The organism is Streptomyces sp. NPDC050842, assembly GCF_044456565.1.
Classification (GTDB): Bacteria; Actinomycetota; Actinomycetes; order Streptomycetales; family Streptomycetaceae; genus Streptomyces.
The window spans coordinates 180,583-201,033 of the sequence record NZ_JBITGA010000003.1; the positions used below are offsets into that span (position 1 = coordinate 180,583).

Below are 20,451 nucleotides of genomic sequence, written 5' to 3' on the forward strand. Positions count from 1 at the left end.
GCCCCCCGTCACCCCCGGCACCCCTGAGCCACGTTCCGTACACCTCCCCGTTCATCACCGTCTGCGACGATCCCTCCGTGAACTACCAGACCGCCCCCGCCGACCCCGGCGCCCCCGTCCGTTCCGGCGTTCCCGAGCACGGCAGGGTTCCCAAGTACTACGCCGTGAAGGCGAAACTCGCCCTGCTCGTCGACGAGTTGGGGGAGGGCGGGCTGCTGCCCACCGAGCGCGACCTCGCCGTCCGGTACGAGGTGTCCCGCGAGACCGTCCGGCAGGCGCTGCGCGAACTGCTCCTGGAGGGCCGGGTGCGCCGCCAGGGCCGGGGCACGGTCGTCGCGGGTCCCAAGCTCGAACAGCCCCTCTCGCTCGCCAGCTACACGGAGGGCGTCCGCCGGCAGGGCCGCCGCCCCGGCCGCAGCCTGATCTCCCTCGACCGCTTCCCTTGCCCGGAGGCGCTCGCGCCGGAGATCGGCGCCGAACGCGGCGAGCCCGTCTGGCACATGGAGCGCGTGCTGCTCGCCGACGACGAGCGGGTCGGCCTGGAGAGCACGTACGTCACCGTGGCCCGCGCCCCGCGCCTGGACGTCGACTTCGACCCGGACTCCTCCTTCTACGCCTACCTCCACGACCACCTCGGCGTGACCTTCGGCGACGCCGACGAGCGGATCGAGACCGTGCTCGCGACCCCGCGCGAGGCCCTGCTCATCGGGACCCCGCCCGCGCTGCCGATGCTGCTGCTCCACCGCGTCTCCCGGGACACCTCCGGGCGTCCCCTGGAGCGGGTCCGCACCCTCTACCGCGGTGACCGGTTCAGCTTCACGGCGCACCTGGGCCGCCAGGACTGACCCCGACCACAGGCGCCCACGCCCGCTCGAACATCACAGAACGGTAACGGGTCTGGTCCAAGCTTGTCGGGCCGTTCACCGTCCCGTTGCCCACCGGATCCGTCCGGGCCACCCGCCGCCACGACCGTTTCGGCCATGAAGGTGATCGTCGTAGGAGCCGGCGTGGTGGGAACCATGCACGCCTGGCACGCAGTGGAACGCGGCCATGAGGTCGTACACATCGAGCGCGAGGCGGAGGCGCGCGGAGCGTCCCTCCGCAACTTCGGCCAGATCTGGGTGAGCGGACGCGCGGGCGGGGAGGAGCTCGACACCGCCCTGCGCGCCCGCGAACTGTGGGAGGGCATCGGGGCCCGCGTCCCCGGGCTCGGCTTCCGGGCCATCGGCTCCCTCACCCCCGTACGCAACGACCTGGAACTGGCCGTCGCCGAAGCCGCCCTCGCACGGCCCGACGCCGCCGCCCGCGGCTACAAGCTGCTGACGGCGGACGAGGCCCGCGCGGTCAACCCCGCCCTGCGAGGGGAGTTCGAGGCCGCCCTCTGGTGCGAGCGGGACGCGGCCGTCGAGCCACGCCTCGCCCAACTCGCCCTCCGTGAGGCGCTGCTGGCCACCGGGAAGTACACCTTCCTGCCGAACCGCGAGGTCCGGGACGTCGTCGGCAGGGGCGCCGTCCGTGACGACCGGGGCGAGACGCACACCGGCGACGCCGTCGTCCTGTGCACCGGCGCCTGGCTCTCCGGCCTCGTCCGCGAGGTCGCCGGCGAGATACCCGTCCGCCGGGTCCGCCTCCAGATGATGCAGACCGAGCCCCTCGGCGAGCCGCTCACCACCTCCGTCGCCGACGCCGACTCCTTCCGCTACTACCCGGCGTACGCCTCCGAGGCGCTCGACGACCTCAACGCCGGTCAGCCGCAGGACCCGACCGCCGCCGCCCACAAGATGCAGCTCCTCATGGTGCAGCGGCTCGACGGCGGACTGACCATCGGCGACACCCACGAGTACGAGCACCCCTTCGCCTTCGACACCCTCGAAGACCCCTACGAGCACCTCACCCGCGTCGTCGAGTCGTTCCTCGGCCGCCCGCTGCCGAAGATCAGGCGCCGCTGGGCCGGGGTGTACGCGCAGTGCGTCGACACCAGCCGGGTCGTGCACCGCCAGCAGGTCGGCGACGGGGTGTGGCTGGTGACCGGGCCCGGCGGGCGCGGCATGACCTGCTCGCCCGCCATCGCCGAGACGACCGCGAACGAACTGGGCTGGTGACACCGATGACCAAGAACGACCCGATGAACCTCGTCGTCCTCGACATGGCCGGCACGACCGTCGCCGACGGCGGCCTCGTCGAGCGGGCCTTCTCCGCCGCCGCCGAGCGCCTCGGCGAGGACCCCGCCACGATGATCGACTACGTCCGCGCCACCATGGGCGAGTCGAAGATCTCCGTCTTCCGCCACCTCTTCGGCGGCGACGAGAACCGCGCCAAGCAGGCCAACCTCGCCTTCGAGGAGGCCTACGGAGAGCTCGTCTCCGGCGGCCTGATCGCACCGATCCCCGGCGCGGCCGAGGCCGTCGCCACGCTGAAGGAGCAGGGCAGGAGCGTCGTCCTCACCACCGGCTTCGCCCGGGTCACCCAGGACGCCATCCTCGACGCCCTCGGCTGGCGCGACCTCGTCGAGCTGACCCTCTGTCCGGCCGACGCCGGCGGCCGGGGCCGCCCCTACCCGGACATGGTCCTCGCGGCCCTCCTCCGTACGGGCGCGGTGGACGACGTCCGGCGGATCGCGGTCGCGGGCGACACCTCGTACGACATGCTCAGCGGCTCCCGCGCGGGCGCCGGGATCGTGGCGGGCGTCCTCACCGGCGCCCACGACGAGGCCGCCCTCGAGGAGCACGGCGCCACCCACGTCCTCGCCTCGATCGCCGAACTCCCCGCACTCCTCCGGGAGCTGGAGGCATGAACAGCGGTATCCGCTTCGAGGGCGTCTCCGTCGCGTACGGCGGCACCACCGTCCTGGACAGCCTCGACCTGACCGTCGAACCCGGCGAGGTCATGGCCCTCCTCGGGCCCTCGGGATCCGGCAAGACGACCGCGCTGCGGGCCGTCGCCGGGTTCGTGCGGCCGGCCTCCGGGCGGGTGTTCATCGGCGGCCAGGACGTCACCGCCCTCCCGCCGTACAAGCGGGGCATCGGCATGGTCGTCCAGCAGTACGCCCTCTTCCCGCACCTGCGCGTCGACGCCAACGTCGCCTTCGGCCTCAAGGCCCGGAAGGCGCCCAAGGCCGAGATCCCCGCCCGGGTCGCCGAGGCCCTGGAGATGACGGGCATGGCGGCGTACGCGCGCCGCTACCCCCGCGAGCTCTCCGGCGGGCAGCAGCAGCGCGTCGCCATCGCCCGCGCCCTCGCGATCCGGCCGCGCGTCCTCCTCCTCGACGAACCGCTCTCCGCCCTCGACGCCCAGCTCCGCTCCGGCATGCTCGCCGAACTGGCCAGACTGCACCGCGAGTTGCCCGACGTGTCGATCCTGTACGTCACCCACGACCAGGTCGAGGCGCTCACCCTCGCCGACCGGATCGCCGTCATGGACAAGGCCCGGCTCCAGGACTGCGGCACCCCGCAGGACCTGTACCGCCGCCCGCGTACGGAGTTCACGGCGTCGTTCGTCGGCAACGCCAACCTGCTGCCGGTGACGGTCGGCGCGGACGGGGTGGCCTTCGCGGGCACCGAGCTGAAGGTCCCCACCGACGGGGTGGCCGCCGGCGCGAGCGCCACCCTCTGCGTCCGCCCGCACCTGGTCGGCCTCGGCGAAGGACCGAACGCGCTCCGGGGCCGCATCACCGAGGTCCAGTGGCGCGGCTCCACCCACCGGCTGTACGTCGAGGTCGGCGGCCACCGCGTGAAGGCGGACGTGCGCGAACTCCGGGAGACCCCGGCGCTCGGCACCGAGGTCGCGCTCCACTTCGCCCCGCACGACGCGGTGCTGCTCGGCGCGGGGGTGACGGATGGCTAGCGCCGTGCGGATCGCCGCCCCGGCGGCGACGGACCAGGGGCCCGGCCGGTCCACGAGGACGCCCCGCTCCCTCCCCGCCTGGGTCTGGGCCCTGCCCCCCGTCGCCGTCCTCGCGCTCGTCTTCCTCTACCCCCTCGCACTGGTCGTCCAGGAGTCCCTGGCGCCCGGCGCGTACGCCGACGTCTTCGCCTCCGAGTCCTTCCGAGAGGCCCTCGTCACCACCGTGTGGCTCGCCGTCGCCTCCACGATCGGCTGCCTCGTCCTCGGCTTCGCGCTCGCGCTCGTGATCGCCTTCGTGCCCTTCCCCGGCGGGAAGGCGGTCGCGAAGTTCATCGACGTCTTCCTCTCCTTCCCGTCGTTCCTGATCACGCTCGCCCTGCTGTTCCTCTACGGCACGGTCGGCATGGCCAACGGCGTCTGGACGGACGTCACCGGCGACACGACCGGCCCCTTCCAGTTCCTCACCACCCCCTGGGGCGTCCTCCTCGCCGAGATCACGTACTTCACGCCCTTCGTGATGCGCCCGCTCCTCGCCGCGTTCTCGCAACTGGAGACCGCCCAGCTGGAGGTGGCGTCCTCCCTCGGCGCGAGGCCGCTCCGCATCATCCGGCAGGTGATCCTGCCCGAGGCGCTCCCCGCGCTCGCCGCGGGCGGCAGCCTCGTCCTCGTCATGTGTCTCAACGAGTTCGGGATCGTCCTCTTCACCGGAGCCAAGGGCGTCACGACCCTCCCGATGCTCGTCTACAGCAAGGCGATCCTCGAATCCGACTACGCCGCCGCCTGCGTCGTCGCCGTCGTCAACGTCGCGCTCTCCGTGGGCCTCTACGTCCTCTACCGGGGGGTGAGCCGCCGTGCTGGTGCATAGCCGTACGGGCAAGTGGACGGCCTGGGCGCTGTTCGCGGTCCTCTTCGTCCCCCTCTTCGCCCTGCCCCTGCTCGTCATCGTCGCCGCCTCGTTCTCCACCCACTGGTCCGGCGCCTTCCCCTCCGGCCCCACCACCGCCCACTACACGGCGGCCGTGCGCGGGGAATCCCTCCAGGCGCTCACCACCAGCCTGGTCACCGCCGTCACCGCGAGCCTGATCGCCCTGACCGTCGGCACCTGGGCGGCGCTCGCCTCGGCGGCGATGGGCAAGCGGGGCCGCAGGATCCTCGACGCCCTGTTCATGCTGCCGGTCGCCGTGCCGTCCGTCGTCGTCGGACTCGCCGTCCTCGTGGCCTTCTCGCAGCCGCCGGTGCTCCTCAACGGCACGCGCTGGATCGTGATCCTCGCCCACACCGTGCTCGTCACGGCCTTCGCCCACCAGTCGGTCTCGGCGGCCATCCGCCGCCTCGACCCGATGTACGAGCAGGCGGCGGCCAGCCTCGGCGCCCGCCCCGCGTACGTCCTGCTCCGCGTGCGGCTCCCGCTCCTGCTGCCGTCCCTGAACGCGGCGGCCGGGCTCTGCTTCGCCCTGTCCATGGGCGAGCTGAGCGCCACGATGATGCTCTACCCGCCGGACTGGCTGCCGCTTCCGGTGCTCATCTTCACGGCCACCGACCGGGGTTCGCTCTTCACCGGTTCGGCCCTCGCCGTGGTCCTCATGGCCGCGACCCTGCTGGCCCTGCTCGCCGTCTCCCGGATCCGTACCAGAGCTTCCTTCCGCTAGTCCGCAGTCCGCCAGTCCGCCAGTCCGCAGTCCGCCAGTCCGCATTCCGCTAGGAGAAAACGACGTTATGCGTACGTACGCCAAGCCGATCGCCGCCGTCACCGGCGCTCTCGCCCTCGCCTCCACGCTCACCGCCTGCGGCGGCTCCTCCGCCGCCTCCGACGAGAAGATCGTCACCGTCTACAGCGCCGACGGCCTCAAGGGCGAGGCGGGCGACGGCTGGTACGACAAGGTCTTCAAGGACTTCGAGAAGCAGACCGGCATCACGGTCAAGTACGTCGAGGGCGGCTCCGGCGAGATGGTGCAGCGCGCCCTCCGCGAGAAGAGCAACACCCAGGCCGACGTCATCGTGACCCTGCCGCCCTTCATCCAGCAGGCCGACTCCAAGGGCCTGCTCCAGGCGTACGAGACCAAGGGCGCCGACCAGGTCGGCGGTGGCGACAAGTCCGGCGACGGCAAGTGGACCTCGGTCGTCAACAACTACTTCGGCTTCATCCACAACAAGAAGGAGCTGCCGGCCGCCCCCAAGAGCTGGGAGGAGCTGCTCGACGCGAAGTACAAGAACAAGCTCCAGTACTCGACCCCCGGCGTCGCGGGCGACGGCACCGCCGTCCTCATCAAGGCCATGCACGACTTCGGCGGCCAGGAGCCGGCCCTGGAGTACCTGAAGAAGCTCCAGGCCAACAACGTCGGCCCGTCCTCCTCCACCTCCAAGCTCGCCCCGAAGGTCGACAAGGGCGAGCTGCTCGTCGCCAACGGCGACGTCCAGATGAACTTCGCCCAGGCCCGGTCCATGCCGAACCTCGGCATCTGGTTCCCGGCGAAGGGCGCCGGCAAGCCGACCACCTTCGCCCTGCCGTACGCGGCGGGCCTGGTCGACAAGGCCCCGCACGCCGACAACGGCAAGAAGCTCCTCGACTTCATGCTGAGCGAGCAGGCCCAGCGCGAGGTCAGCGCGATCGGCGGCGGCTTCCCGGCCCGCAAGGACGTCAAGCCCACCGACGCCAACGCGATCGAACTCGCCAAGCTCCTCGAAGGCGTCGAGATCTTCGAGCCGGACTGGGCCGACATCGACAAGAACCTGAAGACGTACGTCGACGGGTGGAAGTCCGCGACCGGAAGCTAAGAGTTCACCGTACGACTCTGGAAAGCCTCCGTAGATCGCGGAAAGATAACGGGTACGAACCAACGCCCCTGAGAAATCAGGGGTGTTGGCGCACGTTCGCCCCCTATCGACCTCTGACGGAGGACTCCGACATGCCGATCACCGGCATCCCCCGCCGCACCGTGCTCGCCGCCGCAGGCGCCGGCGCGGCCGTCGCCGCCACCGGCGCGCTCACCGCCCCCGCCGCCCACGCGGCCACCACCGCCGCCCCCACGCTCCCCAATGGCACCAGCAAGGACAAGGTGCTCGTCGTCGGCATGGACGGCCTGCGGTACGACAGGATCGACGCCGCCAAGGCCCCGCACCTCAAGTCCCTGATGACGAACGGCACGTTCGGCCGCTCCCTGCTCTACGCGAACCCGATGGCCGCGACCTCCTCCGGCCCCGGCTGGTCCACCATCTCCACCGGCGTCTGGCCCGACAAGCACGGCGTGAAGGACAACACCTTCACCGGAAAGAACTACGGCCAGTACCCCGGCTTCCTCGCCCGGCTGCACCAGATCCGCCCCGAGCTCTCGCTCTTCGCCGCGGTCGACTGGCCCGAGCTGGACACCCACGGCACGGTCACCCCCGGCGCCGACGCCAAGCTCGTCTACAACAACAACTACGTGGTCAACGACCTGGTGATCACCGACGCGACGGAGGACATCCTCCGCAACCAGAACCCCGACGTCCTCTTCGTCTACTTCGGCGAGACCGACGAGATCGGCCACAACTACGGCGCCGCGCACAGCAAGTACCTAAACGCCATCGACGTCCAGGACGCCTACCTCGGCCGCCTCCTCACCGCGATCAAGGCCCGCCCCGCGTACGCCACGGAACGCTGGACGGTCATCGTCACCACCGACCACGGCCACACCGACGGCGGCGGCCACGGCGGCTCCGCCATCGAGGAGCGCCGCACCTTCGTCCTCGCCCAGGGGCCCGGCATCGCCGCCGGCGCCCGCCCGATCGACACCCGCCTCGTCGACGTCGCCGCCACCGTCTTCCACCAGCTCGGCATCGTCCCCGCCGCGTCCTGGGGCCTCGACGGCAAGCCGATCCAGCAGCGCTCGACCGACCCGTTCGACAGCCTGTACGGCTCCCTCACCGGCCGCGTCGACGAGACCGGCATCCCCGTCGGGATCCTCGGCTTCACCCACACCGCGCCCAGCGGCTGGTCCGTCATCAACAACGCCATGGGCACCGGCGGCATGACCGAGTGGCGCGGCTGGTCGTTCGCCACCGACGAGTTCTGGTCCCGGTCCCAGCGCGACCAGTCCCGCGAGCTCAACGTCCGCGCCCGGGGCGTCTTCGCCGTCGCCGACTCCGACGAGTGGGCCGACAAGTCCTTCTCGGGTCCGTACGACTCGACCCTCGTGACCCCCGCGTACAGCGTCTCCGGGGCGACCCGGGCCACCCTCGACTTCACGACCTTCTACCGTCAGGAGGGCAGCCAGACCGCCCAGGTCCTGGCGAGCTTCAACGGCGGCACCCCGACCGTCGTCAAGAGCTACACCTCCGACGTGATCTCCCAGCCCCAGTCGCTCACCGTGAACGTCCCCGCCGGGACGTCCAGCGTGAGCTTCCGCTTCCGCTACACCGGCGCCAACAACTGGTACTGGACGATCGACGGCGTCAAGGTCACGGCTTCCTGATCACGGCTTCCTGATCACCGACGGGGTCAAGGTCACGGCTTCCTGACTACCCTGGGGGCGTCGCCACAGCGCTGTCGCGGCGCCCCCAGCACACCGCACGTCTGTACGGCAGGAGTCCCGCACCCATGGCAGAGCGCAAGCCGATCGAATCCTGGCTGACCGACATGGACGGCGTCCTCATCCACGAGGGCGTCCCGATCCCCGGCGCCGACGCGTTCATCAAGAAGCTGCGGGAGACCGGGAAGCCCTTCCTGGTGCTCACGAACAACTCGATCTACACGGCCCGCGACCTGCACGCCCGCCTCGCCCGCATGGGCCTCGAAGTCCCCGTCGAGAACATCTGGACCTCGGCCCTCGCGACCGCCAAGTTCCTCGACGACCAGCGCCCCGGCGGCACGGCGTACGTCATCGGCGAGGCCGGCCTCACCACCGCGCTGCACGACATCGGCTACGTCCTCACCGACCACGACCCGGACTACGTGGTCCTCGGCGAGACCCGGACGTACTCCTTCGAGGCGATGACCAAGGCCGTACGGCTCATCAACGCCGGCGCCCGCTTCATCTGCACCAACCCCGACGAGACCGGCCCCTCCCTGGAGGGCCCGCTCCCGGCCACCGGCTCCGTCGCCGCGCTCATCACGAAGGCCACCGGCAAGGAGCCGTACTTCGCGGGCAAGCCGAACCCGCTCATGATGCGCACCGGCCTCAACGCCATCGGCGCCCACTCCGAGTCCAGCGCGATGATCGGCGACCGGATGGACACCGACATCCTGGCCGGTCTGGAGGCGGGCATGCAGACCTTCCTGGTCCTGACCGGCCTGACCAGCCAGGCCGAGATCGACCGCTTCCCGTTCCGCCCGTCCAAGATCGTGAACTCGATCGCGGACATCGTCGACCGCGTCTGAGGCCCCGCCCGGCCCCCCTGCGGATGCGAAGAGCGCCGATCCGGGTGACCCTGCCAGTACCAGGAGGTCACGATGCGTTCAGGTCCCATTGCTCTCCGTGCCGCGGGGGCGGCCGTCGTACTCGTACTGGCACCCACGGCCGGTAGCGCGTACGCCCACGACGGGGTGAAGGCCACCGTCACCCCGTCCACCGCCTCGCCCGGCGCCGACGTCGACGTCCGCGTCAAGGGCTGCAAGGGCACGACCGGTGCCGCGAAGTCCGAGGCGTTCGTCGCCGACGTGGAGCTCACCGGCCGGGACGGCGGGGGCTACCCGCTGTTCGGGGACACCACGATCAAGTCCGGGCTCGAGGACGGTACGTACAAGGTCACCGTGACCTGTGACGGCCACGACCACCGGGACGTCGGCACGGTGCAGGTCAAGCACCACAAGCCGACCGAGAAGCCGACGCACCGGCCGACCGAGAAGCCGACGCACCAGCCGACGCACCGGCCGACCGAGAAGCCCACGCACCAGCCGACGCACCACGCGAGCCCGGTCGCCCCGGTCCGCGCGGGCGGCGGCGGCACCGCCGCCTTCGCCGCCCCGGCCGCCCCCGGAGTCGCCCAGACCACGACCGAGAGCGGCCTCGGCACCCCGTACACCCTGCTCGGCCTCGGCATGGCCGCGATCGCGGCCGTGGCGGTCGCCTTCCGCACCTCCCGCCGCCGCACCGCCGGCCCCGACTCCGGCTCCGGTACGGGCACGGGTTCGGACTGAGGATGCCGTCCGGAACCCGCCCGGCGGGCACCGGGCGACTCGTCACCGGTGTCGCCTGGGCGCTGCTGCTCCTCGGGCTCTGGCTCTGGGGCCGCGAGGTCACCGAGGGCCCCGGGGGCAGCTCCGCGCCCACCCACGGCGACATCGCCGCCGTCGGCCGGCCGCTCGGCGTGGCGCTGCCCGCGGCCCACGAGCCGCTCGCGCCCGCCGAGCCCCGGCGGGTGGAGGTCCCGTCCCTCGGCATCGCCGCGCCGGTCGTGGCGCGCGGCCTGGACGGTACGGGCGCGATCGACCCGCCGCCCTTCGCGATGCCGCACACGGTGGGCTGGTTCGGCGCCGGCACCCCTCCGGGTGCGGCCGGGGCCGCCCTCCTCGTCGGCCACGTCGACACCGACACCCGCCCGGCGGTCTTCTACGGCCTGAGCGCCGCCCGCCCCGGCGCGAAGGTCCGCGTCACCCGGACGGACGGCACGGTCGCCGAATTCACGGTCGACGACGTCCAGGTCTTCCCGCGCGAGCACTTCGACGCGACCAAGGTCTACGGCCGGCGCGAACCCGGCCGCGCCGAACTCCGCCTGATCACCTGCGGCGGCACCTTCGACCGCACGGCCCGCACGTACTCGGCGAACGTGGTCGTCTCGGCGTACCTCACGGGCACGGGAGCGGCCGGGACCTGAGTGCCGGTGACCGGGCCCCGGCCGGTGGGTCGCGTCCCGCGGCGCCACCGGCCGGTCCGGTCCTCGACCGCGGGGCTCACGGGCGGCGGGAGGGAGCCCGGTGCCGACCGCGGGAGGTCGGGGTTCCGCAAACTGTAGAGGCCCTGCCCCGCCCGGCCCAGAGGGCTGTCGTGTCACGATGACGACGACCGCTCCGTACGTGCCGAGGGGCCCCGCGTGTCCGCACGTCAGCCCGCACGTGGGGCCGTACTCGCCCTCGCACTCCTTCTCGCCGCCGGTTGTACGAGCCCGACCGGCCCGCCCGCCGTGACCGCACCGCCCGCCCCCGCCCCGACCCCGTCCGCCTCCACCCCCTACTGGGTGAACCCCGACGGCAAGGCCGCCCGGCAGATGGCCGCGCACCTCGCCGCGGGCCGTACCGCCGAGGCCGGGCTGCTGCGGCGGATCGCCTCCCGGCCGGTGGCCGAGTGGATCGGCTCCGACCGGCCCGAGGCCGAGACCCGCGCCGTCACCGAGGCCGCCACCCGCGCCGGGCGCGAGGCGCTCCTCGTCCTCTACGACATCCCGCACCGCGACTCCGGTCAGTACAGCACCGCGGGGAGAGCGGTACGAGCCGCTCAAGGCGGCCGTCCTGCGGCTGAAGCAGCAGTCGGCCACCACCGTCTACCTGGACGCGGGCAACGCGGGCTGGGTCGCTCCGACGGAGCTGCCCGGTCCGCTCCAGGAGGCGGGGATCGCCGAGGCCGACGGCTTCGCGGTGAACGTCTCGAACTTCCGGACGACCGCGGCGAGCACCGCCTACGGCCGGCAGCTGTCGTCGCTGCTCGGCGACAAGCCCTTCGTGATCGACACCAGCAGGAACGGGAACGGCCCCTATGCGGAGGGCGACCCGGCCCAGAGCTGGTGCAACCCGCCGGGCCGCGCGCTCGGCGCGCCGCCGACCCGCGACACCGGAGACCCGCTGGTCGCGGCGTACCTGTGGATCAAGCGGCCGGGCGAGTCGGACGGGGAGTGCCGGGGCGGCCCGAGGGCGGGGGAGTGGTTCGACGCGTACGCGCTGGAACTGGCCCGCAACGCCCGGTAGTTCGAGGCGGGGAGAGACCCCGAGAGCCTCTGGGAAACGACCAAGACCCCCTCACCGATGGTGAGGGGGTCTTGACTCTGCGTGCGCCGCCAGGGACTCGAACCCCGGACCCGCTGATTAAGAGTCAGCTGCTCTAACCAACTGAGCTAGCGGCGCCTGCTGACAGAGAGAACTCTACCGGACCTGGAGGCGTGCTCCTGACCAATATCGGTCGCGTCCGGCCTGTCGGATGGTCGTACTGGGCCTTCGATCCGTCAAAATGCGATTTGTCCAGACAGTTGAGACACTGACGCCCGAACCGAGGGTCAAAAGATCTTGACGAGTGTGGAGGGGAATCGCATGAGTGTGCCGGTCTTCGAGGAGTTCGAACCCGCGGCCGACTGCGGCTGCCCGGGCTGTGCCCAGCAGCGCCGTGGCCTCGCGCTTGGCCTGCCCGTGCGGGCGGGCGGCCACCCGGCGGCACACGGCGCGCGCCGCGCGCTGGTCATGGTGACGGCGGCGGGAGTGGTCCTCGGCGGGGGAGGGGCGGGAGTGGCGACGGCCCTCTCCCACCCGGCGGAGCCGGTCGGCCCGATGGGCCCGTTCACCCCGGCGGACGTGGACGCGGGCCCGGGGGCGGGCACGGGTGTAGGCGCGGGCACGGGTACGGGGATGGGCGCGGCGGATCTGCGGGAGCGGTCGGCCGCGAACGCTTCCGACCACGTGAGCGCCTGGCCCGGGCCGGACACCCCGCAGGGCGGGCGGGAGCCGCTGCACGGAGCGCCGGGCCCCGGCTCCCAGCCCTTCCCGGCGCCGACCCCGCCCCCCGGCACGGGTACGGGTACGGGTACGGCCACGCCCCCGGCGACCAGTCAGATCTCGACGGGCACGCTGCGGCAGACGACCCGGGCCGAGATCATCAACCGCGCCAAGCTGTGGGTGACCGCACAGGTCCCGTACTCCATGGAGAAGTACTGGTCGGACGGGTACCGCCAGGACTGCTCCGGCTACATCTCCATGGCCTGGAACCTGCGCAGCAACGAGTGGACCGGGAGCCTCGACCGCTTCGCCGAGCGGATCGACCGCACCGAGCTCCAGCCCGGCGACATCCTGCTGTTCCACAACCCGGCCAACCCGACGCGCGGCTCGCACGTCACGATCTTCGGCGGCTGGACCGACTACACCCACACCTCGTACATCGCGTACGAGCAGACCAAGCCGCGCACGCGCAAGCAGGCGACGCCGATGGCGTACTGGGAGAACTCCGACCGGTACGTGGGCTACCGCTACAAGGGCGTGGTGAGCGGCGGCAGCGGGGGCGGCACGACCGGCGGCGGGTCGAAGCCGACGACGCCGACGACCCCGGCGACCCCGTACCCGGGCGCGGGGATGTTCGGCCCGGGCGCGAACAACTCCCACGTCACCCAGCTCGGCAAGCTCCTCGTCGAGCGCGGCGGCAAGAAGTACTACAGCAGGGGACCGGGTCCGAAGTGGGGCGAGGCGGACCGGCGCGCGACCCAGGCGTTCCAGCTCGCGCAGGGCTGGAAGGGCAGGGAAGCGGACGGCCTGCCCGGGCCGGATACGTGGAAGCTCCTCGTCACCGGCAAGGGCAAGGACATCGGCGGATCGGGTGGTTCGGGCGGTTCGAGCGCGAATGCGACGGGGTTCCCCGGGCGTGGCTACTTCCGTCCGGGCCAATCCAACGCATATGTGGAGAAGCTGGGCAAACAACTGGTGAAGCGGGGCTTCGGCAAGCACTACCTGTCGGGACCCGGTCCGCGCTGGACGGAGGCGGACCGCCGCAACGTCGAGGCGTTCCAGCGGGCTCAGGGCTGGCGCGGCGGAGCGGCCGACGGCTACCCGGGCCCGGAGACCTGGCGGCGCTTGTTCCGATGACCCCGAGAGCATGAGGTGGACCCGAATGACCGCATCGACCCCGACCCCTGCGGACTCCGGCGCGGCGGCCTCGCGTGACGCGGCCCGCACGGCCAGACGCCTGACGGACGGCACCCTTCCCCGCACGTCACCACAGCCGGGCGGGGAACCGGTACCGCCCGCCCCGGCGGACCCCGTGGCCGCCGGCCCGCCGCCGACCGCGCCCGCCGCGCCCGCCCCGGCGGAGCCGGTGGCCGAGAAGCCGACGGGTGACCCGGCCGCGCCGGTCCCGGCTCCCGACGAGAACACGAGGCCGCCCGCCCCGCCGACGGACGCACCCACCCACGTGGGCCCGGTGTTCGTCACGCCGCCGCCCGCGCCCGCCTCCTCGGGTCCGGCCACGGGCGCGAGGACGGCTCCGCTCGGCTCGGTGACGGGCTCGGTCATCGGCACGCCGACGGTTGCGCGTACGCCGGCCTCCAAGGAAGAGGCGACCCCCAAGGAAGAGGTGACCCCCAAGGAGGAGGTGACCCCCGAGGAGGAGGCAGCACTCAAGGAGGAGACAGCCCTCAAGGGCGAGGTGACCCCCGAGGGCGAGGCGCCCCCCGCCGACCCGCTCCCGGACTCCTCCCCGAAGGCACCCGCACCCGCCGTGGCGCCCGTGCCCCCGGTCGCCGCCAAGGTCTCCGTGGTCAAGAAGCGCGTCGACGTGCCCGACTTCGCCCGGATCACCGAGGCGCGGGTCGCCGCGCTCGCCGTGCCCGTCGCCGGTGTCGTACGGGTCGCGCGGCGGAAGAACGTGATCGGGGCCGAGACCACCGGCTCCATCCCCGTGCACCTGCTCTTCCGGGACGAGCCGGAGGGCCGCGCCACCTCCCCCGGATCGCAGGGGGACGACGAAGGACCCGACACGGTCGCGATGGCCGCGACCGTCGCCCCGGTGAAGAACGGCAAGGCGGCCATCCCGGCACCCGCGAAGACGCAGACACAGGCGAAGTCATCGAACCGGTCAGGCCCCAAGGACCGACCCCACCCCCGTACCGAGAAGCAGAACCGGAACCAGAAGCAGTCCCGGGCCAAGGCCCGCCCCGCTCCCACCGCCGATCCCGATCTCGTCGAGCGGCCCGGCCCGGTGCTGCCGGGCTGGGTCGGCGTGGCCGGCGGAACGCTCGCGCTCGCCGGCTGCGCGGCGGTCGTGTGGTGGACCGGAGCCGTGCCCGAGGAGGCGGCGCGGATGCTGCGGCTGCCGGCCCGCCCGTACCACGGCATCCACCTCGGCCAGTGGGCACTGCTCGCGCTCGGCGTCGTCGCCACCCTCTTCGCGGTCGGCGGTCTCGGCCGCGGCAGGGTCGGTTACGCCTGGGTCCTGACCCTGTTCGGCGACTACCGCGGCACCGTCCGCCGTACGGGTCTGGTCTGGGTCAGCCCGCTCCTGCTCCGCCGTCGCGTCGACGTCCGGCTCCGGCACTGGCGCAGTGAGCCGCTGCCCGCGGTCGACGCGAAGGGGACGGCCCTGGACGTCGTCGTCCTCGTCGTCTGGCGGGTCCGGGACACCGTCCGTGCGGCGCTGGGGGTCGACGGCCACGAGGAGTACCTGCGGGAGCAGGTGGAGGCGGCGATGGCCCGGGTGCTGTCGCAGCTTCCGGCCGACGCCTTCCACGAGGACGCCCCGACGCTCCGGGACGCCGAGGCGGTCGGCGAGGCCCTGACGCGGATGCTGTCGGCGGAGTGCGCCCCGGTCGGGGTCGACGTCTTCTCGGCGCAGCCGACGCGCATCGAGTACGCCCCCGAGGTCGCGGCGGCGATGCAGCGGCGCCGGATCGCGGCGATCGACGCGAAGCACCGGGACAGTGTCCTGACGTCGGTGGTGGACGCGGTGGACGACGTGGTCCACCGGCTGACCAGTCGTGGTCTGGTGGAACTGGACGACTACGAGCGCAAGGCGCTGGTCAAGGACCTGACGGTGGCGTTCTACACGGGCAGGACGGCGCCCGCCGAGGGGGTCTGAGGGGATGGACATGTTCAACTTCCGTCCATACCTTGGTACTTGGTCCAGACCAAAATGAGTCACCCGCACCACACCGAGTAAGACCGCACTACCGCACGCGTGCGCACGGCCCAACGGAACTCCCCCACGTTCTCCTGGAGCGACAGCATGCACATGCGCAACAAGAAATCAGTCGGGGCGGCGGTGGTGGCGCTCGGCGTCGCCGGCGCCTCCCTCCTCGCCACCGGCAGCGCGGGCAGTCACGGCTACACCGACTCGCCGATCAGCCGGCAGAAGCTCTGCGCCAACGGCACCGTGACCAACTGCGGCAACATCCAGTGGGAGCCGCAGTCGGTCGAGGGTCCCAAGGGCTTCCCCGCCGCCGGTCCCGCCGACGGCACGATCTGCGCCGGCGGGCTCGGACAGTTCGCCCAGCTCGACGACCCCCGGGGTGGCGCCTGGCCGACGACGAGCCTCACGGCGGGGCAGAGCCACAGCTTCCGCTGGCAGTTCACGGCCCGGCACCGCACCACCGACTTCAAGTACTACATCACCAAGAACGGCTGGAACCCGAGTCAGAAGCTGACCCGGGCCGCGCTCGACCCCCAGCCGTTCCTCACCGTCCCCTACAACAACCAGCAGCCGCCGGCGACCCTCTCGCACTCCGGGACCCTCCCGGCGGGCAAGACGGGCCGTCACCTGATCCTGGCGGTGTGGACGATCGCGGACACCACGAACGCCTTCTACGCCTGCTCGGACGTCAAGTTCTGAGGCATTCAGTTCTGACGGTACGTCAGTTACAGTCCGGTCCATGAGTGGGAGTGGTGCGGACACCGTCGCGGAGCTCGTACGGCGCCAATGGGGCGACCACCGGATCGGCCTGAGGGACGAGCACCACACCCTCAGCCACCACGAGGTCGCCGCGGGCGCCGCCGCGCGGGCCGCACTGCTCGTGGACCTGATGCCACCCCTGCCGGGGCGCGAGCCGCACCTCGGCATCCTGCTCGACAACACGCCGGAGTACCCGCTCTGGCTCAGCGCGGCGGCCCTCGCGGGGGCCGCCGTCGCCGGGATCAACCCGACCCGGCGCGGCGCCGAACTCGCCCGGGACATCCGCCACACCGACTGCCGGATCCTGGTCACCCAGCGCGCCCACCTGCCGCTCCTCGACGGCCTCCCGCTGCCGGGGCTGCGCATCCTCGTCACCGACACCGACGCCTACCGGGAGCTCCTCGCCCCCTACGGGGACGCCCGCCCGGGAGACGCCACCCTCGGTCCCGTACGCCCCGACAGCCGCTTCCTGCTCTCCTTCACCTCCGGTTCGACGGGCGCGCCCAAGGCCGCGCTCTGCAGCCAGGGGCGCCTCGCGGCCGCCGGCGCGTCGCTCGTCGCCCACTTCGGCGTACGCCGCGAGGACGTCCACTACGTCTGCATGCCGATGTTCCACGGCAATGCGGTGATCGCGGACTGGGCACCCGCGCTCTCCGCCGGCGCGGGAGTGGCGCTCCGGGCCCGCTTCTCCGCGTCCGGCTTCCTCCCCGACGTCCGCCGCTTCGGCGCCACCTACTTCACCTACGTCGGCCGCGCCGTGCAGTACCTGCTCGCCACCCCGCCCGGCCCGGACGACCGCGCGCACCCGCTGCGCCTCGGCTTCGGCACGGAGGCCGGGGCGGTGGACGCCGCCCGCTTCCGGGAGCGGTTCGGGGTCCCGCTCGTCGAGGGGTACGGCTCCTCCGAGGGCGGCGCGGCGATCCAGCGGACCCCCGACACCCCGACCGGGGCGATCGGGCGGGCCGCGCCGGGCGACGACCTGGCCGTACTGGACGCGGAGACCGGCAAGGAGTGCGCACCGGCCCGCTTCTCGCCCACGGGACGGCTCCTCAACGCGGACGAGGCGGTCGGCGAGCTCGTCAACCGGGGCCGCAACCCCTTCGAGGGCTACTGGCGCAACCCCGAGGCGGAGGCGGTCCGGCTGCGCGGCGGCTGGTACTGGACGGGCGACCTCTTCTACCGGGACGAGGCCGGCTTCCTCTACTTCGCGGGCCGCACGGACGACCGGCTGCGGGTCGACAGCGAGAACCTGGCGGCGGCGATGATCGAGAACATCCTCGCCCGCTGGGACCGGGCCGCCGGAGTGGCGGTGTACGCGATACCGGACCCGGTGGCCGGCGACCAGGTCATGGCGGCGCTGGCCCTGCGCGAGGCGGCCGACTTCGACCCGGCGGACTTCGCGGCCTTCCTCGCCGCGCAGCCGGACCTGGGCACGAAGATGCCGCCGCGCTTCGTCCGCGTGATGCGCGAGCTGCCCCTGACGGCCACCAACAAGATCCACCGCGTGGGCCTGCGCCGCGCGTCCTTCCTCTGCGAGGACCCGGTCTGGTGGCGCCCGACCCCGGACGCCCCGTACGAGCCCCTGACCCCGGAGGCGACCGCCGCACTCCAGGCGGAGTACGCCCGCCACGGCCGCACCCCGACCCAGGAGGCCCGGGGGTAGACCCAGCCCCACCCCCGCCACACCCCCCAACCCCATGGCCCCGCCCAGGGACCCGCGCCTACCGTGGGCGCTCATGGAACCCCGTAACCCCTGGCAGGCGCTCACCCGGTCACGCTTCCCGCTCGGCTCCTGGCCCTGGCGGGCCGCCGGGTACCTCGCCGGCGGGGGGATCGTCGGGGCGCTCGCCTGTCTCGTGCTCATCGTCCTCGGGGTGTTCTCGCTGTTCGTCGTGGGGCTGCCGCTGCTCCTCCTCTCCGGGCTCGCCCTCGGCTCCGTCGAGCGGCTCCGGCTCCGCCTCGTCGACCTGGACCCGGCCCCCGACCCGCACCGCGTCCCCGCCGCACCCGGCCTGACCGCCTGGCTCCGGCTCCGGGCCGGGGAGCAGGCGACCTGGCGCGAGCTCGGGTACGGCCTCCTGCTCGCCACCGTCCTGTGGCCGCTCGACCTCATCGCGCTCGCCGTCGGCGTCGGCCTCCCCCTCGCCCTGCTCAGCACCCCGCTCCAGCTGGCGGCGGACGGTCAGGAGGCGAAGGTCGTCAAGGCGTACCTGGTCACCTCCTACCCCGAGGCCTTCGCCGCCGCCCTCATCGGCGCCGTCCTCCTCGTCGCCCTCGCCTACCCGTTGGCCGCCGTCGCCGGGGCCCGCGCCGCCCTCGCCCGGGCCCTGCTCGCCCCGCGCGAGACCGACGCGGGGGACGGCAGGATCGGTGAGGTGATCGCCTCCCGCGCCCGGCTCGTCGACGCCTTCGAGGCCGAGCGCCGCCGCATCGAGCGCGACCTCCACGACGGGGCCCAGCAGCGGCTCGTCGCCCTCACCATGACCCTCGGCCTCGCCCGCCTCGACGCCCCGCCGGGACCACTCGCCGACCAGCTGGCCAAGGCCCACGCGGAGGCCGGGCAGGTCCTGACCGAGCTGCGGGAGCTGATCCACGGCATCCATCCGCAGGTCCTGGCCGACTACGGCCTCGGCGCGGCCCTCGCGGACGCCGCCGACCGCTCGGCCGTCCCCGTGGACACCGACATCGACCTGCCCCGGCTGCCCGTCCCCGTCGAGAGCGCCGGCTACTTCGCGGCCTGCGAGGCGCTCGCCAACATCGGCAAGCACAGCGGCGCCGCCCAGGCGAGGATCACCGCCCGGTACGCGGACGGCGTCCTGCGGCTCGACGTCGAGGACGACGGGCGGGGCGCCGCCGACCCGGCCCGGGGCACCGGGCTCACCGGACTCGCCGACAGGATCGCCGTCCTCGATGGCACACTGACGATCATGAGCCCGCCCGGCGGGCCGACCGTCCTCCGATTGGAGATCCCGTGCCGATCGCTCCCCGCGATCCGAGAAAGCTCCGCGTCGTCCTCGCCGAGGACAGCGTCCTCCTCCGCGAGGGACTGATCGGGTTCCTGACCCGTTTCGGCCACGAGGTCGTCGCCGCCGTCGGTGACGCCGACGGCCTGCGCGAGGCGGTCGCCGTCCACGAGCCGGACATCGTCGTCACCGACGTCCGGATGCCGCCCGGCTTCCAGGACGAGGGTCTGCGCGCCGCCGTCGCGCTCCGCGCCGACCGGCCCGCCCTGCCGGTCCTCGTCCTCAGCCAGTACGTGCAGCGCAGCTACGCCGCCGACCTCCTCGACTCGGGCGACGGCACCGGCGTCGGCTACCTCCTGAAGGACCGGGTGGGGCAGGTCGAGGAGTTCGTCGAGGCCCTCACCCAGGTCGCCGACGGGGGCACGGTCGTCGACCCCGAGGTCGTACGGCAGCTGCTGCGCCGCCACCGGGACCCGCTGGAGGCGCTGACCCCGCGCGAGCGCGAGGTCCTCGGCCTGGTCGCGGAGGGGCACTCCAATGCGGAGATCGCCCGCCGTCTTGTGGTGTCCGAGGCCGCCGTCGGCAAGCACATCGGGAACATCCTGGCCAAGCTCGACCTGCCGCAGGCCGAGGACACCCACCGGCGCGTCCTCGCCGTCCTCACCTACCTCCGAGCATGACAAGAAAGCCCCCCGCCGAAGCGAGGGGCTTTCCCTGTCTGTGCGCCGCCAGGGACTCGAACCCCGGACCCGCTGATTAAGAGTCAGCTGCTCTAACCAACTGAGCTAGCGGCGCCTGCTGACAGAGAAAATACTACCTGGTGTTCCGGGATGCTCGTGACAGCCCCGCCGGAGCACCTCCGGCGGGGCGCGACGCCCCGCGGATTGCTGAGCGGCGTGGCGGGCGATGTCGTGTTCGGCCCGCGCCTTGCGCTTGGCGAATGGCTTGTTCTTGTTCTCGCTGGTGACCTTGAGCCGTGCCGCCACCTTTCGGTCGTACGCGCTTGCGATGTGTCGCCGGTGCTGGTGAATGCGTGCGTGATTCGCTTGTGCGTGCGGGATGGTCTCTAGGTTGGGTGTGGAGTCGGGGTGACGCCG

The 20,451-nt window shown here is 72.6% G+C and carries 17 protein-coding genes, 2 tRNA genes and 1 pseudogene; 18 read left to right on the top strand and 2 right to left on the bottom strand.

The genetic code is table 11. The features are described from left to right. Positions 1-77 precede the first annotated feature (77 nt). The 12 genes and pseudogenes from ACIBG6_RS10055 (at position 78) to ACIBG6_RS10110 (ending at position 11,719) form a co-directional block, all read left to right on the top strand. Positions 78-845: a GntR family transcriptional regulator gene (locus ACIBG6_RS10055; protein ID WP_399222102.1), complete on the top strand. Its 768-nt coding sequence runs from the start codon at positions 78-80 to the stop codon at positions 843-845. 135 nt (positions 846-980) lie between these two features. Next, entirely contained in the window at positions 981-2,102 is a 1,122-nt protein-coding gene (locus ACIBG6_RS10060; protein WP_399222103.1) for a TIGR03364 family FAD-dependent oxidoreductase, read from the top strand. Between the two features lie 5 nt (positions 2,103-2,107). Then, positions 2,108-2,794, top strand: a complete 687-nt coding sequence (locus ACIBG6_RS10065; RefSeq protein ID WP_399222104.1) for a phosphonatase-like hydrolase — start codon at positions 2,108-2,110, stop codon at positions 2,792-2,794. Next, positions 2,791-3,843 (top strand): ABC transporter ATP-binding protein, encoded by a 1,053-nt coding sequence (locus ACIBG6_RS10070; RefSeq protein WP_399222105.1) that lies wholly within the window; start codon positions 2,791-2,793, stop codon positions 3,841-3,843. Before ACIBG6_RS10065 ends, ACIBG6_RS10070 begins: the two co-directional genes overlap by 4 nt. Then, complete coding sequence (locus ACIBG6_RS10075; protein WP_399222106.1) at positions 3,836-4,708, top strand: 2-aminoethylphosphonate ABC transporter permease subunit; 873 nt, start codon at positions 3,836-3,838, stop codon at positions 4,706-4,708. The genes ACIBG6_RS10070 and ACIBG6_RS10075 overlap by 8 nt, the downstream gene beginning before the upstream one ends. After that, positions 4,695-5,492, top strand: a complete 798-nt coding sequence (locus ACIBG6_RS10080; protein ID WP_399222107.1) for an ABC transporter permease — start codon at positions 4,695-4,697, stop codon at positions 5,490-5,492. Before ACIBG6_RS10075 ends, ACIBG6_RS10080 begins: the two co-directional genes overlap by 14 nt. A gap of 67 nt (positions 5,493-5,559) precedes the next feature. Next, positions 5,560-6,618 (top strand): 2-aminoethylphosphonate ABC transporter substrate-binding protein, encoded by a 1,059-nt coding sequence (locus tag ACIBG6_RS10085; protein ID WP_399222108.1) that lies wholly within the window; start codon positions 5,560-5,562, stop codon positions 6,616-6,618. Between the two features lie 131 nt (positions 6,619-6,749). Continuing rightward, positions 6,750-8,294: an alkaline phosphatase family protein gene (locus ACIBG6_RS10090; RefSeq protein ID WP_399222109.1), complete on the top strand. Its 1,545-nt coding sequence runs from the start codon at positions 6,750-6,752 to the stop codon at positions 8,292-8,294. 125 nt (positions 8,295-8,419) lie between these two features. Then, positions 8,420-9,199 carry an HAD-IIA family hydrolase gene (locus ACIBG6_RS10095; RefSeq protein ID WP_317595635.1) on the top strand — a complete coding sequence of 260 codons (780 nt, stop codon included), beginning with the start codon at positions 8,420-8,422 and terminating at the stop codon, positions 9,197-9,199. 72 nt (positions 9,200-9,271) lie between these two features. After that, on the top strand, positions 9,272-9,958 hold the full coding sequence (locus ACIBG6_RS10100; RefSeq protein WP_399222110.1) for a PT domain-containing protein: 687 nt from the start codon (positions 9,272-9,274) through the stop codon (positions 9,956-9,958). Positions 9,959-9,960: 2 nt separating this feature from the next. After that, a complete protein-coding gene (locus ACIBG6_RS10105; RefSeq protein ID WP_399222111.1) occupies positions 9,961-10,635 on the top strand; it encodes a class F sortase in 675 nt (224 codons plus the stop codon). Positions 10,636-10,851: 216 nt separating this feature from the next. Continuing rightward, positions 10,852-11,719, top strand: a pseudogene (locus tag ACIBG6_RS10110) (glycoside hydrolase family 6 protein). An 82-nt stretch (positions 11,720-11,801) separates the two neighbouring features. On the opposite strand, the gene ACIBG6_RS10115 reads toward ACIBG6_RS10110, so the two are convergent. Further along, positions 11,802-11,875 (bottom strand) — tRNA-Lys (locus ACIBG6_RS10115). A 183-nt stretch (positions 11,876-12,058) separates the two neighbouring features. Between ACIBG6_RS10115 and ACIBG6_RS10120 the strand changes: the two genes are divergently transcribed. From ACIBG6_RS10120 to ACIBG6_RS10145, 6 genes are all read left to right on the top strand, one after another. Further along, entirely contained in the window at positions 12,059-13,594 is a 1,536-nt protein-coding gene (locus ACIBG6_RS10120) for a peptidoglycan-binding protein (protein WP_399222112.1), read from the top strand. A 25-nt stretch (positions 13,595-13,619) separates the two neighbouring features. Next, a complete protein-coding gene (locus ACIBG6_RS10125) occupies positions 13,620-15,581 on the top strand; it encodes an SPFH domain-containing protein (protein ID WP_399222114.1) in 1,962 nt (653 codons plus the stop codon). Between the two features lie 153 nt (positions 15,582-15,734). Continuing rightward, positions 15,735-16,331 (top strand): lytic polysaccharide monooxygenase, encoded by a 597-nt coding sequence (locus ACIBG6_RS10130; protein ID WP_399222677.1) that lies wholly within the window; start codon positions 15,735-15,737, stop codon positions 16,329-16,331. 40 nt (positions 16,332-16,371) lie between these two features. Beyond that, positions 16,372-18,054 carry an AMP-binding protein gene (locus ACIBG6_RS10135; RefSeq protein WP_399222115.1) on the top strand — a complete coding sequence of 561 codons (1,683 nt, stop codon included), beginning with the start codon at positions 16,372-16,374 and terminating at the stop codon, positions 18,052-18,054. Positions 18,055-18,127: 73 nt separating this feature from the next. Continuing rightward, on the top strand, positions 18,128-19,441 hold the full coding sequence (locus ACIBG6_RS10140; protein WP_399222116.1) for a sensor histidine kinase: 1,314 nt from the start codon (positions 18,128-18,130) through the stop codon (positions 19,439-19,441). After that, a complete protein-coding gene (locus tag ACIBG6_RS10145; RefSeq protein WP_399222117.1) occupies positions 19,363-20,034 on the top strand; it encodes a LuxR C-terminal-related transcriptional regulator in 672 nt (223 codons plus the stop codon). The genes ACIBG6_RS10140 and ACIBG6_RS10145 overlap by 79 nt, the downstream gene beginning before the upstream one ends. A gap of 41 nt (positions 20,035-20,075) precedes the next feature. Here the strand turns inward: ACIBG6_RS10145 and ACIBG6_RS10150 are convergent. Further along, positions 20,076-20,149: transfer RNA gene (locus ACIBG6_RS10150), tRNA-Lys, on the bottom strand. Positions 20,150-20,451: the final 302 nt, after the last annotated feature.

Excerpts from the sequence above, each read along its gene's own strand:
- ACIBG6_RS10060 (WP_399222103.1), top strand. The coding sequence starts at position 981 with ATGAAGGTGATCGTCGTAGGAGCCGGCGTGGTGGGAACCATGCACGCC.
- ACIBG6_RS10065 (WP_399222104.1), top strand. The coding sequence starts at position 2,108 with ATGACCAAGAACGACCCGATGAACCTCGTCGTCCTCGACATGGCCGGC.
- ACIBG6_RS10070 (WP_399222105.1), top strand. The coding sequence starts at position 2,791 with ATGAACAGCGGTATCCGCTTCGAGGGCGTCTCCGTCGCGTACGGCGGC.
- ACIBG6_RS10075 (WP_399222106.1), top strand. The coding sequence starts at position 3,836 with ATGGCTAGCGCCGTGCGGATCGCCGCCCCGGCGGCGACGGACCAGGGG.
- ACIBG6_RS10085 (WP_399222108.1), top strand. The coding sequence starts at position 5,560 with ATGCGTACGTACGCCAAGCCGATCGCCGCCGTCACCGGCGCTCTCGCC.
- ACIBG6_RS10090 (WP_399222109.1), top strand. The coding sequence starts at position 6,750 with ATGCCGATCACCGGCATCCCCCGCCGCACCGTGCTCGCCGCCGCAGGC.
- ACIBG6_RS10095 (WP_317595635.1), top strand. The coding sequence starts at position 8,420 with ATGGCAGAGCGCAAGCCGATCGAATCCTGGCTGACCGACATGGACGGC.
- ACIBG6_RS10100 (WP_399222110.1), top strand. The coding sequence starts at position 9,272 with ATGCGTTCAGGTCCCATTGCTCTCCGTGCCGCGGGGGCGGCCGTCGTA.
- ACIBG6_RS10105 (WP_399222111.1), top strand. The coding sequence starts at position 9,961 with ATGCCGTCCGGAACCCGCCCGGCGGGCACCGGGCGACTCGTCACCGGT.
- ACIBG6_RS10120 (WP_399222112.1), top strand. The coding sequence starts at position 12,059 with ATGAGTGTGCCGGTCTTCGAGGAGTTCGAACCCGCGGCCGACTGCGGC.
- ACIBG6_RS10125 (WP_399222114.1), top strand. The coding sequence starts at position 13,620 with ATGACCGCATCGACCCCGACCCCTGCGGACTCCGGCGCGGCGGCCTCG.
- ACIBG6_RS10130 (WP_399222677.1), top strand. The coding sequence starts at position 15,735 with ATGCGCAACAAGAAATCAGTCGGGGCGGCGGTGGTGGCGCTCGGCGTC.
- ACIBG6_RS10135 (WP_399222115.1), top strand. The coding sequence starts at position 16,372 with ATGAGTGGGAGTGGTGCGGACACCGTCGCGGAGCTCGTACGGCGCCAA.
- ACIBG6_RS10140 (WP_399222116.1), top strand. The coding sequence starts at position 18,128 with ATGGAACCCCGTAACCCCTGGCAGGCGCTCACCCGGTCACGCTTCCCG.